12 protein-coding genes are annotated in these 16281 nt (G+C 62.4%); 9 read left to right on the top strand and 3 right to left on the bottom strand.

Annotated elements, in window-relative coordinates:
• Positions 1-105 precede the first annotated feature (105 nt).
• On the bottom strand, positions 106-2433 hold the full coding sequence (locus IV500_RS01725; protein WP_196395099.1) for a DNA 3'-5' helicase SftH: 2328 nt from the start codon (positions 2431-2433) through the stop codon (positions 106-108).
• 132 nt (positions 2434-2565) lie between these two features.
• On the opposite strand from IV500_RS01725, the gene IV500_RS01720 reads away from it, so the two are divergent.
• The 7 genes from IV500_RS01720 to IV500_RS01690 all read left to right on the top strand — a co-directional run bounded on the left by IV500_RS01720 (position 2566) and on the right by IV500_RS01690 (position 12039).
• Positions 2566-3036, top strand: a complete 471-nt coding sequence (locus tag IV500_RS01720) for a hypothetical protein (RefSeq protein ID WP_196395098.1) — start codon at positions 2566-2568, stop codon at positions 3034-3036.
• A 4-nt stretch (positions 3037-3040) separates the two neighbouring features.
• Complete coding sequence (gene trhO / locus IV500_RS01715; RefSeq protein WP_196395097.1) at positions 3041-3925, top strand: oxygen-dependent tRNA uridine(34) hydroxylase TrhO; 885 nt, start codon at positions 3041-3043, stop codon at positions 3923-3925.
• 29 nt (positions 3926-3954) lie between these two features.
• Positions 3955-5679, top strand: coding sequence for a DUF7059 domain-containing protein (locus IV500_RS01710; protein ID WP_312875785.1), 1725 nt, complete (start codon positions 3955-3957; stop codon positions 5677-5679).
• 147 nt (positions 5680-5826) lie between these two features.
• Positions 5827-8577 carry a type I DNA topoisomerase gene (gene topA / locus IV500_RS01705; RefSeq protein WP_196395096.1) on the top strand — a complete coding sequence of 917 codons (2751 nt, stop codon included), beginning with the start codon at positions 5827-5829 and terminating at the stop codon, positions 8575-8577.
• Positions 8578-8678: 101 nt separating this feature from the next.
• Positions 8679-9671, top strand: a complete 993-nt coding sequence (locus IV500_RS01700; protein WP_196395095.1) for a Ppx/GppA family phosphatase — start codon at positions 8679-8681, stop codon at positions 9669-9671.
• Between the two features lie 355 nt (positions 9672-10026).
• A complete protein-coding gene (proC, locus tag IV500_RS01695) occupies positions 10027-10863 on the top strand; it encodes a pyrroline-5-carboxylate reductase (RefSeq protein ID WP_196395094.1) in 837 nt (278 codons plus the stop codon).
• Between the two features lie 126 nt (positions 10864-10989).
• Positions 10990-12039: a glucose 1-dehydrogenase gene (locus tag IV500_RS01690; RefSeq protein ID WP_196395093.1), complete on the top strand. Its 1050-nt coding sequence runs from the start codon at positions 10990-10992 to the stop codon at positions 12037-12039.
• A gap of 23 nt (positions 12040-12062) precedes the next feature.
• On the opposite strand, the gene IV500_RS01685 is transcribed toward IV500_RS01690, so the two are convergent.
• Both IV500_RS01685 and IV500_RS01680 read right to left on the bottom strand, forming a co-directional pair.
• Positions 12063-12695 (bottom strand): potassium channel family protein, encoded by a 633-nt coding sequence (locus tag IV500_RS01685; RefSeq protein ID WP_196395207.1) that lies wholly within the window; start codon positions 12693-12695, stop codon positions 12063-12065.
• Positions 12696-12756: 61 nt separating this feature from the next.
• Positions 12757-14163: a TrkH family potassium uptake protein gene (locus IV500_RS01680; RefSeq protein WP_196395092.1), complete on the bottom strand. Its 1407-nt coding sequence runs from the start codon at positions 14161-14163 to the stop codon at positions 12757-12759.
• A gap of 165 nt (positions 14164-14328) precedes the next feature.
• Between IV500_RS01680 and IV500_RS01675 the strand changes: the two genes are divergently transcribed.
• Positions 14329-15540 (top strand): acetoin utilization protein AcuC, encoded by a 1212-nt coding sequence (locus IV500_RS01675; protein ID WP_230854332.1) that lies wholly within the window; start codon positions 14329-14331, stop codon positions 15538-15540.
• A 66-nt stretch (positions 15541-15606) separates the two neighbouring features.
• Complete coding sequence (locus IV500_RS01670; RefSeq protein WP_196395091.1) at positions 15607-16122, top strand: ArsR/SmtB family transcription factor; 516 nt, start codon at positions 15607-15609, stop codon at positions 16120-16122.
• Positions 16123-16281 lie beyond the last annotated feature (159 nt).

Here is a 16281-nt window from a genome sequence, read left to right as displayed (position 1 = left end):
TCTGTCGTCACGCTGACAACCGGTGGTCTGTCGTCACGCTGACAACCGGTGGTCTGTCGTCACGCTGACAACCGGTGGTCTGTCGTCACCCCGGCAACCGGTGGTTTATCCGGCGCCCGCCAAAAGGATGTCGATCAAGAGGATTGCTCCCGCCTTGTCCAGCGGATTGTTCTTGTTGCCGCACTTGGGCGATTGGACGCACGATGGGCAGCCTGCCTCGCACTCGCATGCGGCGATGGCGTCCCGGGTTGCCCTGAGCCAAATCCTGGCAGCCTCAAATCCCCGCTCGGCAAAACCGGCGCCGCCAGGATGCCCATCGTAGACAAAGATCGTTGGCTGGCCGGTATCGGCATGGATCGCAGTGGAAACTCCGCCCACGTCCCAGCGGTCGCTGGAGGCGACGAGTGGTAACAGACCGATGGCGGCGTGCTCTGCCGCATGCAGGGCGCCGGGGAACTGCGGTTCCACCAACCCGCCGGCCAGCAAGGTTGCGTTATCCACGGTGAACCAGACCGCCTTAGTGAAGAGATCGTTTGCGCCCAACTCCAGCGGTTCTTCGCCCAACACCTCATTGGAAACAAACGCCTTACGCTGAAAGGAGACTACCTGTGTGGTGACTTGAACAGCACCGAAATGGACCTGCACGGGCCCCCAGGACTCATGGCGCAAAGACTCCAGGACCTCGATCTGGGTGACATCGCGTGCCGTCGTGTAGTAATCCGGATTCCCTCGCCGGACCATGGCACAGTGGTCCTGTTCATTGAGCTCCTCGACCACAAATGTCTCTCCCTGATGGACATAGACGGCACCCCGATGAGCCTGGTAATGGGACTGCGGCGAATCCATCGTGCCCAGCAACGAGCCCGTGTCAACGTCAACGATGCTGATCGGACCGCCGCCGTCGGCTCGAAGATTGACCATACCCGCGGCGCTTTGCGGGTGGGTCCAGAACCAGCCGGCGGGGCGCCGGCGTAAATAGCCGTCCGACACCAGAGTGGCCAGGAGATTTGGCGTGGAAGGACCGAAGAGCTCAACGTCAGCAGGCCCCAGCGGAAGCTCGGCAGCGGCGGCACAAAGATGCGGGCCCAGGACATACGGGTTGGACGGATCGAAGACAGTCGCTTCCACTGCAACATCGAAAATGGCCTCGGGGTGGTGGACCAAATAGGTGTCGAGCGGGTCGTCACTGGCCACGAACGCAGCGATGGAGTCCTGCCCGGCGCGCCCGGCACGGCCGATCTGCTGGAATAGCGAAGCCCTGGTCCCGGGCCAGCCAGCCACCAGCACGGCATCCAAACCGGAAATATCGATGCCCAGTTCCAGTGCCGAGGTGCTGGAGACACCGAGCAGCTCCCCGGAACGCAGTGCCTTCTCCAAGGCCCGGCGTTCCTCCGGCAGATAACCGGACCGGTACGCGGCCACCCGCTGCGGGAGACTGCGATCCACCTCTTCCAATAACCGTTTGGTGATCGCGGCGATGGTCTCAGCACCGCGTCGGGATTTGATAAAGGCGATGGTGCGCACTCTGGACGAGACCAGATTGGCCATCAGGTCTGCGGTTTCAGCGATGGCTGTGCGCCTCGCCGGTGCCCCGTTTTCTCCCTTAAGCTCCATCAGCGCCGGTTCCCAAAATGCCACCGTCGTGGCTCCGTGCGGCGAGCAGTCCTCCGTCACGGCGGATACCGGAGCACCGATCAGCCTGCCAAAGGAGACTTCCGGGTCGGAGGACGTGGCCGAGGCTGCGATGAAGACTGGGTCGGCGCCGTAATACATGCAGATTCGACGCAGCCTGCGCATCAGATTGGCCACGTGTGAGCCGAAGACGCCGCGGTAGCTGTGGGCCTCGTCGACGATGACGTATTTGAGGCGACGGAAGTATCTGGCCCACCACGTGTGGTTGGGCAGGACGCCAAAATGCAGCATATCCGGGTTGCAGAGGACAAAATTGGCGTGGTCACGGATCCAGCGGCGCTCGGTGGTGTCGGTGTCGCCGTCATAGGTGGCAGCCCGAATGGTTGGCAGTTTAAGCGACCGGATGGCGGCATACTGGTCTGCAGCCAACGCCTTGGTCGGGGAGAGGTACAGCGCCACGGCTCCGTCCGGGTCGATTCTTCCCGGCTGCGTCAGCACCGAAAGTTGCGCCCGGTGGACGGCGTCCACGGCGGGGAGCTGGTAGGCCAGGGACTTTCCGGACGCCGTGCCGGTCGCGATGACAACGTGGCGGCCGCCGTGTGCCAATTCAGCACCCTGGATTTGATGTCGCCAAGGCTCATGCACACCCACGGCAGCGTAAGCGTTAATGACATCGGGATGGACCCAGCCCGGCCATGGGGCGGTCACCGCTGTGCGCGCCGGAATTGTCCGCACATGCTGCAGCTGCTCCGGGGCAGCACCACGGCCCAGCAGCGGGATCAGCGAATTATCCAGGGCCACCTGATGTATTCTGCCACCCGCCGGGCAGAGCAGGACGCGGCAGCCGCCGGAGCCGCGCTCGCTGCAGGGCCGGGGCGACACCAATCCGTTGACTGCTTCGTCACGTTTGGTCCCGCTTGGTTCAATAGACAGATGAAGACTCCTCAGATGGACCGGACCTCCGAGCCGTTCGCCGTCCCCGGACGCTATCTGCTGGTCCTGACCGGTTCCATCGCCGCTTTGCAGCTGTGCGCGCAGTTTCTGCGGGACAACACCGTGCTGCTGATCGTCGTTTTCTGTGCCGTCACGGGGGCAGCGCTACTGACCGCAAAGCTGCTGGCGGGCGCCGGGCCGTTTCCCCGGATGTGGCCCACTGCCAATTCGGTGCCGGGCATCAAACGTGACGGTTTGGGCCTGCTGCTGGCCATGGTGGTGTTCTTTCTGATTCCACCAGCGGTGATTGCATTCCTGGCACCGGTCCTGTCCGCGCTTTCGCTGCCGATGCTGCTGCAGGCGGTACTGCTCTGGCTGGTCCTGGTCGCTGCCCTGGCCATGATCTATCGCGGCATAGAGGCCTTTTTCAACCGCCGCATGCGGCGCTTTGCCCGCGCGGCGTACGCTTAATTGTGTGGCTTTGAACCGAATTGTCCTTTTTTACGCGTTTACTCCCGTCGTGGACCCGGCGGCCGTCCGGCTCTGGCAGCGCGCCCTCTGCGAGAAGCTGGGTCTGCGCGGCCGCATTCTGATTTCGCCTGATGGCATTAACGCCACCGTCGGCGGGGATATCAAGGCCGTCAAGGCGTATCTCAAGACCACCCGCGAATATTCGGGCTTCAAAGATATCGACGTTAAGTGGTCGGACGGTTCGGCGGAGGACTTCCCGCGGCTGAGCGTGAAAGTCCGCGACGAGATCGTCAGCTTTGGTGCGCCCGGGGAACTGACGGTGGATCAGGGCGGCGTTGTTGGTGGTGGAACGCATCTCCTGCCCGAGGAACTGCATGACCTTGTCGAAGCCAAGGGTGACGATGTGGTCTTCTTCGACGGCCGCAATGCCTTTGAGGCGCAGATCGGCAAGTTCAAAAATGCCGTGGTCCCGGACGTTTCGACCACTCACGACTTCATTAAAGAACTGGACTCGGGCAAATATGATGCCCTTAAGGATAAGCCCGTGGTGACCTACTGCACGGGCGGTATTCGCTGCGAAGTGCTCAGCTCTCTGATGGTCAGCCGCGGTTTCAACGAGGTCTACCAGCTCGAGGGCGGCATTGTCCGCTATGGCGAAACTTTCAAGGATGAGGGGCTCTGGGAGGGTTCACTCTACGTCTTCGACAAGCGCATGCACCTGGAATTCAGTGAAAAATCCGCAACCATCGGGGCGTGCGTACGGTGCGCCGCTCCGACCAGCAAGTTTGAAAATTGCTCCAATCCGGGCTGCCGGAACCTGGCGCTCTACTGCGCTGCCTGCGCGGAGGATCCGGCCACGCTGCTCTGTCCGCAAGGCTGCGCTGACTAGCTACAGCAGCGGCCCATAAACTGGTTGGCGTGAGCGATTTTTCCAATATTCCAGCTGCCCCCGCCAGCGATGATCTTCGGCTTCTGGCCGCGCTGGCACGGGACCTGGCGGCACTGAAGTACACGGTAGACGGCGTCGAAGCGCTGCTGGGGGCGGAAGCCTACGCGGCGTTTGCCCGGGATCAGCCCGTGCCGGCGCTGCTGAAAACCCGGGACGACGACGGCGCATTGGCTGCCGTCGTCAGACTCTGGCTGCTGGCGGAGCCTCTCACCCGGGCATCTCTGAATGCGGCGCTGCCCGAAACCGGCGTGGACGCGCTGCTGGCGCTGCGCTTGGTCGAACCAGCCGGGCCCGGCGCTGGCGGCGCAACGGTGCAGGCCGCCGTCGACCTTCGTCCCTACGGGTGGCCGGCCCCAGCCAACGAGCGGAACGGGGGGAGCGGCGGGAACGGCAGCAACGGCACCGACCTGTGGGTGGCCAGCGACCTTGCGGCGCACCAGAGCCCGGGCGTGCTGCGCCGCGATCACGTGCTTGGGATAGGGCAGGCCTCCCTGACGCTGGCGCAGAGCATCGTCCGCAGACCGGTGAACACCGCACTGGACCTGGGGACCGGATGCGGGATTCAGACGTTTCATCTGCTGGAGCACGCACAGCATGTGGTGGCTACGGACATTTCCGCACGGGCGTTGGCATTCACGCGCTTCAACGTCCTGCTCAATGCCGCGCAGCTGAAAATCGATCCGGAAAATCTGCAGGCACGGGTCGATTTGCGGCAGGGGAGCCTGCTGGAACCGGTGGCAGGGGAAACTTTCGAGCTGGTGGTCTCCAACCCGCCGTTTGTGATTACGCCCCGGAGCAGTGCCGAGAATGCCGCAGACAGGTTCACCTACCGGGATGGCGGCTTGGCCGGGGATGAGCTGGTTGCCGCGCTGGTCCGCGGATTGCCGGCCGTGCTGGCCGCGGGCGGTACAGCGCAGTTGCTGGGAAACTGGGAGATTCGCGGCGCCGCGTCCTGGAGTGCGGCGCCGGAGTCTTGGGTCGGGGACAGCACCGAAGCTTGGGTCATCCAGCGCGAACAAGTGAGCCCCGGTCACTACGCGGAAACCTGGCTTCAGGATGCTTCGCAGAACCGCGACAGGGCGCTGTACGGGCAGTCCTATGCGGCGTATCTGGCCGACTTCGCTTCCCGTGAGGTGAGCGGGATCGGTTTCGGGCTGATCTGGCTGCGCCATCCGGCCCCAGTGGACGGTCCGCGGGGCGGGGAACGGATCAGGCGGTTCGAGGAAATCCTGTACCCGATCGAACAGCCCATCGGCCCGCACCTGGGTGCCGCCGTCGACCGCGCGGACTGGCTGGCCGGGCTGGCACCGGACGCCCTGCCGCAGACCCGTCTGATCGTAGCCCCGGACGTCACCGAGGAGCGTCATCAGCGGCCCGGGGCGGAGCACCCCGGGGTGATCCTGCTGCGCCAGGGGGCTGGCCTGCGCCGGACCAATCTGCTCAGCACCGAGCTGGCAGGTTTCGTCTCGGTTTGCGATGGAGATCTCACCGTGGGGCAGATCATCGCGGCACTGGCGACGTTGCTGGACTGGCAGGACAACGAAAGTGCAGATAACGAAAGTGTGGAAGATGGCGGTGCGGCGGATGGCGGAGCGGAAAAGCGCAACGAAATGGACCAATTTGTGAACGGATTGCTCCAAGACACACGCAACTTAGTCCTGGATGGCTTTCTCCTGCCCCACCTTCCCAACTAGGTAGCAGCAGGTGCACTCAAAACGCGATTTGAGTGCACCTGCTGCTACTCAGTTGGGAGGGCGAATGAGCGTTGCGTGAGAAAATATGGTGAACTAGGCTCTCGGGGGCTGAGTCTGCCCACCTAATCTGTCCCATGTAGGAGTACCGTGCCCAGCAAGGCAACAGCTGCCAAGGCGAAAACCGGCAAGAAGCTTGTCATCGTCGAGTCACCGGCCAAAAGCAAGACCATTGGCAAATACCTTGGCGAGGGGTTTGTGGTGGAGGCATCGATCGGTCATATCCGTGACCTGCCCCAGCCCTCAGACCTGCCCGCGGAGCTGAAAAAGACGTCCATCGGCAAGTTCGCCGTCGATCTGGAAAACAATTTCAAGCCCTATTACGTCGTCTCCCCGGACAAGAAGAAAAAGGTCGCAGAGCTCAAGGCGGCGCTCAAAGACGCCGATGAACTCTACCTCGCAACCGACGGTGACCGCGAAGGTGAAGCCATTGCCTGGCACCTGCTCGAGGTGCTCAAACCCAAGGTCCCCGTCTACCGGATGACGTTCGCGGAAATCACCAAAGAATCCCTGCAGCGTGCACTTGGCAATTTGCGCGAACTGGACACGGACCTGGTGGATGCGCAGGAGACCCGGCGCGTGCTCGACCGGCTCTACGGCTACGAAATTTCCCCTGTGCTTTGGCGCAAGGTCTCACGCGGGCTCTCTGCTGGACGGGTGCAGTCGGTGGTCACCCGGATGGTAGTGGTGCGCGAGCGCGAGCGGATGGCCTTCCGGTCCGCCTCCTACTGGGATCTGGCGGGTTCCTTCACACCCTTGGACTCCAATGAGGCATTTAAGGCCAAGCTGGCGGCGTTGGATGGCAAGCGCGTTGCTTCCGGCCGGGATTTCAATGACGCCGGTGAGCTGACCGGTAAAAATGTGGCCCACCTGAAGGAAGAATCGGCTAAAGCCATAGCGGCGGCGCTGGAGAGTGCCGATTTCACCGTCCGTTCGATGGAACACAAGCCCTACACCCGCCGCCCGGCCGCACCCTTTACGACGTCGACCCTGCAGCAGGAGGCGGGACGCAAGCTGCGCTTCTCATCCAAGAGCACCATGCAGGTGGCGCAGCGGTTGTATGAAAACGGCTACATCACGTACATGCGTACGGATTCCTCCGCGCTCAGCGACGAGGCCGTAAATGCCGCCCGCCGGCAGGCCTCGGAACTGTACGGCGCCGAATTCATTCCGGCGGCCAAGCGTGTCTACGCGAACAAGAGCGCCAACGCACAGGAGGCGCACGAGGCGGTTCGTCCCGCGGGCGATTCCTTCCGTACGCCGGCGCAGGTTGCCGGCGCGCTCAAGGGCGACGAATTCAAGCTCTACGAGCTGATCTGGAAGCGCACCGTTGCTTCCCAAATGGCTGATGCCAAAGGCTCGACGGCGACCATCCGTTTGGGCGCCGCGTTCACCGGCCCGTCCGGGAACCAGGACGCGGAATTCTCCGCGTCCGGAACCGTCATCACCTTCCGCGGTTTCCTTGCCGCGTATGAAGAGGGCCGGGACGAGGTACGCGGCGCTGAGGAGTCCGATGCCGACCGCCGATTGCCAAACGTCAAGGAAAACGATGCCTTGCGGGCTGCTGATGTGGCAGCGCTGGGGCATGAGACCTCTGCGCCTCCTCGCTACACCGAGGCCTCGCTGACCAAGGAAATGGAGGAGCGGGGTATCGGCCGCCCGTCCACCTACGCCTCGACACTGTCCACCATCATGGACCGGGGTTATGTGCGTAAGCAGGGCTCGGCGCTGGTGCCGAGTTGGGTGGCCTTCTCCGTGGTGCGGTTATTGGAGCAGCACTTCACGGACTACGTGGATTACAAATTCACCGCGGGTATGGAAACCGGGCTGGACCGTATTGCAAAGGGAGATGAAGTTGGCGCTAATTGGCTCAAACATTTCTACTTCGGCGACGACCACGATGCGGGCCTGCTGAACATCGTCAACAACTTGGGCGAAATTGACGCCCGGAAAATCAACTCCATTCCGATTACCGATGAGATCACCTTGCGGGTAGGTAAATTTGGTCCGTATCTGGAAAGCTCCGTCCCTACCTTGGACGAAAAAACCGGGGAGATCATCGAAGCCGCCCGGGCAAACGTTCCGGAGGACCTTGCCCCGGATGAGCTGACGGCCCAGAAGGCCGTCGAGCTGATGAACACCGCCGCGCCGGAGGAACGTGTGCTCGGTATTGAACCGGAGTCCGGGCGTTCGGTGGTGGCCAAGAACGGCCGCTATGGCGCGTACGTCACTGAAATCATCCCGGAGCCGACTGCCGAGGAGCTGGCGAATGCTCCGGTGGAGTACTACAAGAATGGCAAGCCGAAGCCGCCGAAGAAGCCCGTGAAGGCTAAGCCGAGGACTGGATCATTATTCAAATCGATGACGGTTGAAACGGTCAGCCTGGATGAGGCGCTGGCATTGATGAGCCTGCCGCGGGTGCTCGGCGCGGATGCGGATGGGAATGAAATTACGGTGCAGAACGGCAGGTTTGGCCCGTATCTGAAAAAGGGTACCGACTCACGGTCGATTGGCACCGAAGAGGAGATTTTCACAATCACCCTCGAGGACGCGCTCACGATCTACGCCCAGCCCAAACAGCGCGGTACGCGTGCGGCAGTGGCCCCGCTGGCGGAATTCGGCGAAGATCCCGTTTCCGGCAAGGCGATTGTCGTCAAGGAGGGCCGTTTCGGTCCTTATATTACCGACGGCGTCACGAATATTACAGTGCCCCGGGATACATCCATGGAAGAGCTGACCCGCGAACGTGCCGTGGAGCTTTTGGCGGACAAGCGGGAGCGGGGACCGGTCAAACGGACCGTCAAGGCACCCGCCAAACGTAAGGTCGGGGCCAGGAAATAGGGCCCCCGACCCGAGGTGGTCGACTAGGCTGCGCTCACGAAGCCGGACGAAGCCCACGGCGGCGTTAACCTGAGGACGCCGGAACGCGCAATAATTGGCATATGCGTCTTGGCGTTCTCGATATTGGTTCCAACACCGTCCATTTGCTGCTGGTGGACGCGCACCCGGGCGCGCGTCCGATGCCTTTTGCTTCACATAAACGCTCGCTCTCCTTGGTGCGGTACCTGGATCCAGACGGAAATATCAGCGATGCCGGCCAGTTTGAACTGATCGAATTCATGCTTGAGGCGTGGGAGTTCGCCGCCAAGCACAAGGCGCAGGATGTACTCGCCTTCTGCACCTCGGCCATCCGGGAAGCAACCAACGGTGCCGAGGTCCTTGCCAGGGTGCAGCGTGAGACCACGATTACTCTGGAAGAGCTCACTGGCGAAGAAGAAGCCGAGATGACGTTCTTCGCCGTCCGGCGCTGGTATGGCTGGGGTGCGGGCACGATTGTGAACCTGGACATCGGCGGCGGATCCTTTGAAATCGCCATGGGCCAGGACGAGCTGCCGGCTATCGCCAACTCGGTGGCGCTGGGTGCCGGGCGGCTGACTTTGGACTGGCTGCCGGAGGACCCGCCCTCCGCCAAGAGCGTGAAGGACCTGCGCAAGCATATCCGTGCCACGCTAAAGACTCCGGTGGCTCAAACCCTTCAGCTCGGTACCCCGAACCTCGTCACCGGGTCCTCGAAGACATTCCGCGCCCTGGCCCGTATTACCGGTGCAGCGCCGAGCTCAATGGGACCGTACGTAAGACGCGATCTGCAGTTGTCCGATCTGGGTCTGTGGTGCCAACGGCTAACCGCGATGTCTGCCGCGGACAGACTTCATCTTCCTGGGGTCTCCACCGCCCGCGCTCATCAGGTGTTGGCCGGGGCCCTCGTGGCGGAAGCTGCGCTGCAGCTATTCAAGGTTGACAGCGTGCAGATTTGCCCGTGGGCACTGCGGGAAGGGTTGATCCTACGCCGACTGGACCAGCTGATTTACGCCGGTCCGCTGGAGCCCCCGATGCAGCTTCTCCATCCGCACAGCAGCTTCGCTGAAGCAGGCTAGGCTTTCGCCGCCGAGCCAAGCCGGGCCGAGCCAAGGATGGAGCGGGTAACTCCGCGGGCTGTCCGCGCCCATCGGGTGTGCCGCCTTCGCCATAGTGCATACGCGTTAAAAGCGAAAGCGCCGGGGAGCCGTCGGCCAATGATTGGGGGGAAACATTGGCCCAACTCCCCGACGCGCTGATTGGGGCCGGACCAGCCGGATCCAATCGGTATCACTCGCACCTTTATGAGGCATTTATGACTCTAGCGCGCGATTCTGGGTAGTACCTGTCCGAAGACTGGGAAATGACCGGCAGCAGTTTTCGCGGAAAAGCCTAGGTCTGCCCAAGCATTCGCCGGCATGAAAAGATGGCAGCATGATCAAAAGAATTGCATTTCTCGGTTGCGGGTCCATGGGTGAAGCCATTCTGGCCGGACTGCTCGGTTCGGAGCTTTCGCCGTCGGCCGTGGTGTCCACCGTTCGACGGGTTGAACGGGCGGAGGAACTTGCGCACCGCTATGGTATTACTGCCTTGGCAGGGGCGGAGGAACCGGACGCGAACTCATTGGCGGTGCAAGGTGCCGATGTGGTAATTCTTGGCGTCAAGCCGATCGGCATTGCCGGGCTGTGCCGCGAAATTTCCCCGACGCTCGATGCCAGGACCGTGGTGGTGAGTGTGGCCGCCGCGGTGTCCCTGAGCCAGCTGTCCTCCGCTCTGCCGCCGGGACAGCCGGTGGTCCGTGCGATGCCCAATACACCGCTGAAGGTGCGCCGCGGCGTCGTCGCCCTTTCTGCCGGTCCAACGACGACGGCGCAGCAGCAGGCGCTGGCACATGAGGTTTTCGTTTCCTCCGGTGTCGTGCTTGACGTGCCCGAAGATGCGCAGAACGCCGTTTCAGCCATTAGCGGTTCGGGGCCTGCTTACGTCTTCTATTTCGCCGAAGCACTTGCGGCGGCCGCTGAGGAGTTTGGTCTGGACGAAGACACGGCCAGGATCCTGGCCCGTGAAACTGTGGCAGGCGGAGGTCTGATGCTTACCCAGCCGGGGGCCGATCCCGCGGTCCTGCGCCGCGGGGTCAGCAGCCCCGGCGGAACCACTGAAGCAGCCATCGCGGCGTTTCAGGCGCAGGGGCTGGCCGGCATTATCGCAGCGGGTGCCCAGGCTGCCGCTGCGCGCGCCGCGGCCATCACCGAAGAACTGTCGGCCGGTTAGCTCCAAAGCGCCAGCCGGGAGCAGGCACCGGCGGATGGGGACCTGTCAGGGTTGGTAAGTATGCTGAAGATGGTACCGGACGCATCCGGCAATATTTCCCAATGCCCCGCAAGAAGGAGAAACACCGTGCAAGCACTGACTATTGTCCCTGGCAAGAAGGAATCACTGGAGCTTCGCGACATAGCCGCCCCAGCCGACGATGAAGGATCGGTGCTGGTGGAAGGCCTGGCCGTGGGGCTGTGCGGCACAGACGTGGAAATCATCGATGCACAGTACGGCGAGGCTCCGGAGGGCTCGTCGTTTCTGGTGCTGGGCCATGAAAACATTGGCCGTGTACTCGAAGCACCGAGCGGGTCAGACCTGTCTGCCGGGGACCTGGTGGTCGGTATCGTCCGCAGGCCTGACCCGGTACCGTGCAAAGCCTGCGCGGCAGGGGAGTGGGATATGTGCCGCAATGGCGGATATACCGAGCACGGGATTAAAGGACTGCACGGGTTTGCCCGTGAGCAGTGGCGTGCGGATCCCGAGGCCTTGGTCAGGCTGGATCAATCCTTGGCAGATGTAGGGGTGCTGCTGGAGCCGACCACGATCGTGGCAAAGGCCTGGGAACAGATTGACCGGATCGGTGCGCGGGCGTTCTTCGATCCACAGGTTGCCGTCGTGACGGGAGCGGGACCCGTCGGGTTGCTGGCCGCGCTGCTTGGGGTCCAGCGTGGTCTGGAAGTTCATGTTTTCGACCGCGTGACCGACGGACCCAAGCCGGGTCTGGTCCGCGATCTCGGCGCTATTTACCATACGGATACGCTCACCGACTCAGGTGTCAAGGCCGACGTGCTGCTGGAATGCACGGGAGTGGCATCGGTTGTGATCGAAGTGATGACATGCGGGGCCACCGACGCGATCGCATGTTTGACGGGCGTTTCCAGCACGGGAAAGACAACCTCCGTCGACGTCGGTGCCATGAACCGCCAGGCGGTTCTTGGCAATCAGGTGGTCTTCGGCAGCGTAAATGCAAACCGGCGCCATTACGAAGCCGCAGTCAAGGCCCTGGGTAAGGCCGATGCCTCATGGTTGGGACGATTGATCACCCGACGGGTTCCGCTGGCGCAGTTCGGCGATGCTTTCAAGCGCGATGCCGGGGATGTGAAGGTGGTGCTGCAAATCAAGACGCCGTAGGTTCCGGTGGTCCGCTGCGGTGCTCAGGGCCGGGCGGCGAAGCGCTCCAAGAGGTCCACATGCCCGGAGACAATCAGCATGTCCCGGCCGGAGACTTTTGTTTCCGGCTGGGCATAGGTGAAGTCCTCGCCCGGGGATTTAACGCCCACTACAGTAATGCCGTACTTGCTCCGGACCTTGGATTCGGCCAGCGTGAATCCCTGAGTTTCCTTCGGCGGGTACATTTTCACGATCGCGAAATCATCATCGAATTCAATGAAGTCGAGCATCCGCCCGGAGACCAGGTGCGCCGCCCGGACGCCGGCATCGGCTTCCGGATAGATCACATGATTGGCGCCGATCCGGGTCAGGATCTTTCCGTGCGACTGGGTGATTGCCTTGACCCACAGATGCTCGATGCCCAGATCGACCAGATTGACGGTGATCAGCACACTGGATTCTATTGATGTACCCACGCCGACGACGGCCGAAGAAAAGTCCTGCGCGCCCAGTTGGCGCAGCGCGTCGATGTTGGTGGCATCCGCCTCAACCACGTGGGTCAGGGTGCCTGCCCACTTCTGTACTAGGACAGAATCCCGCTCGATTGCCAGGACCTCTCTGCCCTGCTTCACCAATTGTTCCGCCGTCGAGGCGCCGAATCGGCCCAAGCCGATCACCAGGACGGGCGCGTTATGCGAGGGGCGGTTGTTGGAGCTGGTCCTGCTGGAGCTGGATTTTTCAGCCAATTATCGGTCTTTCTTCCGGGTAATGGAACAGTTGACGACGTTGCCGCAGCGCCAGCGCCGAGGCCAGCGTAATACTTCCTACTCGGCCGGCAAACATGAGGATGGACAGGACATAGACCCCGGCCGGCGGCAGCTGTGCGCTTAGCCCTGTGCTCAGTCCCACCGTGGCGAACGCGGAAATGGCTTCGAAAAGCACCCGGTCCAGGCTCTGCCCGCTGATGGCCAGCAGCGCACCGGTGGCTACCATGACAAGCGTCGCGCCCATCATTATGACCGAGATCGCTACCCGGAGCGTGCCCTGCGGAACGGTACGGCCGTAGATCTTCACGTCATTATCGCCGCGGGCCTCCGCCACGATGGCCAGGAACATCACGGCCAAGGTCGTAACTTTTATGCCACCGGCTGTGGACGCTGAGCCGCCGCCGGCGAACATCAGCGCATCGGAGAGCAGCATGGTGGAGGAATTCACTGAGTTCATATCCACGACGTTGAACCCGAGGGACCTGGTCATCACGGACGCGAAGATTGAGTGCGTGATCTTATCCCCCGTTGCCATGGGGCCGATGGTCGCCGGGTTGGACCATTCCATGAATCCCCAGATAATGGCACCGGCTACCAGCAGAATGAGCGAAACCTGGACTGTGAGTTTCGTGTGCAGGTTCCAGCGTTTGACGCGGAAACCGGTGCTGAGCAGGACCATGAGCACTGGAAAACCGAGGCTGCCGATGAACCCACCCAGCATGAGTGGGATCAATACCCAGAGATCATTTTCGTAAGGGACAACGCCGTCGGAGTGCGGGGTGAAGCCGGCATTATTGAAGGCTGAGATTGAATAGAAGATGGCATGCCACAGTGCCATCGGGAAACTTTCGCCGAGCAGCATGAACCGAGGTGCCAGCATCAGCGCCAGCGCGATTTCGATGCAGACGGACGTGGTGATGACTATTCGCAGCAGCGTTCCCACTTCGCCCAGCCGGCTGGCGTTCATGGCCTCCTGAGCAATCAGCTTCCCGCGGACGCCGAGCCGTTTGCTGACCGTGAGCGCCATTAGCGACGCCAGCGTGAGAATACCGAGCCCACCGACGAAGATGGCGATCAGGATGACCAGCTGGCCAAAAAACGTCCAGTGCAGGGCGGTGGAAACGGTGGTGAGCCCGGTGACACACACGGCGGAAACAGCGGTAAAAAGTGCGTCGTGAAACGGCGTAACTTTGCCGTCAGAGGCGGAGATGGGCAATGACAATAGGGCCGTGAACAGCAAAATAACCAGGGCAAAAACGATCAGCGTAAGCCGCGCGGGGGAACTGTTGGCAACCCGGTCCACGAAATCGCGGATGGCCGTGAAACCGGACCGGGTAGGATCCTTGGGCGGGTGCCAGACATTTCGGTTTGTCGTCATCGAAGATCCCGTCCCTCCCCGCATCGTTGTGCTGCACCGCAAGAAAAAACGGTCCCCACCGGGAAACGCTCTGTTGAGTAGTTAACCATCTTTTCTTACCCGCCGTCGGCGTTGCGGTTTCGAGGCGGGCAGCGCGCTGCGCTTGAATTGGGTAACCTGTGAGGGATGTCATCGATTGCCAGCACCGCTCCATCGGCCGTCCCGACCAGCATAGTCTGGAGCGAGGCGATGACCGCCTATAACTTCGGCACGGGTCACCCGATGGCACCTGACCGGCTGGCGCTGACCGCTCGGCTGGCAAATTGCCTGGGCCTGCTTGACCGTTCCGCAGTGGTGCTGCTGGAGCCGCCGGTGGCCTCAGTCAGCCAGCTCGAGACAGTGCACAGCCGGGATTACATTGCGGCTGTCCGGCGCATCAGTGACAACCCGGAGAGTCCGGATCCTGCCCATGGGCTGGGCACGGGGGATGATCCCGCCTTTGCCGGCATGCACGAGGCAAGCGCACGGTTGGCGGGTGGATCATGGATCGCTGCCGAGGCTGTCCTGGCCGGGAAAACCACGCGGGCAGTGAATTTTGCCGGCGGCATGCATCATGCGGACCGGGACAAAGCCAGCGGCTTTTGTATCTATAACGACGTCGCCCTGGCGGTCCAGCGCTTGCTCGACGGCGGGGTGAAGCGTGTGGCGTACATCGACATCGATGCTCATCACGGCGACGGTACCCAAAATATTTTCTTCAACGACCCCCGCGTGCTCACCATCTCGCTGCATGAAAGCGGCCTGACCCTCTTTCCCGGGACTGGGTTCGCCAATGAATCCGGCGGCCCCGAGGCACCGGGATCGGCCGTCAATATTGCTCTGCCCCCACGGACCGGGGATGCCGGCTGGCTGCGTGCCTTCCACGCCGTTGTCCCGCAGCTGGTGACGGCTTTCAAGCCGGAAGTGATCGTCAGCCAGCACGGCTGCGACTCCCACAAGGACGATCCGCTGACGCATCTGAATACCAGCGTGGACGCTCAGCGCGAGGCGGCGCTGGCGATTTCCCGTCTGGCCGAACGGTTATGTGAGAACCGCTGGATCGCCACCGGAGGTGGCGGCTACAACGTGACCAGTGTGGTGCCGCGTGTCTGGAGCCATTTGATCGCGATCTCCACCGGCGTCCCCCTGCCGCTGAAAACCGCTGTGCCCCAGCCATGGCGGGACCACGTGTTCGACCGTTACGGCCACGCGGCCCCGGAAATAATGGGCGACGACGTCGATCTCTGGTGGCGTTCGTGGGAGGTTGGCTATAACCCCAATGACGCCGTGGACCGCACGGTAATGGCCACCCGGAAGGAGATTTTCCCGCTCTATGGTCTGGATCCGTGGTTTGACTGAGTACGGATGGACCGGACGGGAGCGGACACGGATGCCCTCGGGCGCATATATCGCTAGGGTTGGGGCATGGTGAATGACGATGTTTTCGCGGTCATCGCGGAGGTGACCCGGCGCGACATCCTGGATTCGCTCAAAGCGGGGGATAAAGCGGTAGGCCAGTTGGTTGACGAACTCGGTGCGAGCCAGCCGACCATATCCAAGCACCTGCGCGTGCTGCGGGAGGCCTCCCTGGTGACCATGCGAGCCGAGGGACAGAAGCGTTTCTACGCGCTCAACCCCATGGGACTGCAACTCGTGAGCGGATGGCTCGCCGGTTTCAACGGCGCGGTTCCGGCTTCCCCGCTCGACGGCGTTTCCCCCGACGCGTCCGGACTGCAGGCGGTGCATGCACCGGATAGTGGGCACATTCTTCCGGCGGCCGTGACCGAGGCCCCCGCCATCCTCCCCGCTGCGGGCCCGTCCATGACGGCGCAGGGCGATGGATCAATGCCGCAGCAACTGGGCCGGAGTGTGGGGCGCGCCGCGTACAAGGCCGCCGATCTATTCGCGAATCTGCCCAAATTCGGCCGCCGCAGGGACTGACCGCGCATGAATGTGCAGCAATGTGACGCGTCCGGGGCCGCGGCCGCTACGCATTTTCGCCCTGTCGGGTGGCCCATAATTGACACGTAGGACCTCCGGGCTGGAACGATAGAGTAGAAACAGTGCCGACTTTTTGCGCATCTGTACGCTGCGATGCGC

The organism is Arthrobacter terrae, assembly GCF_015708085.1.
Classification (GTDB): Bacteria; Actinomycetota; Actinomycetes; order Actinomycetales; family Micrococcaceae; genus Arthrobacter_M; species Arthrobacter_M terrae.
The sequence above is the reverse complement of the archived record's forward strand: the minus strand, read 5'-3'. Positions and strand labels throughout refer to the sequence as shown.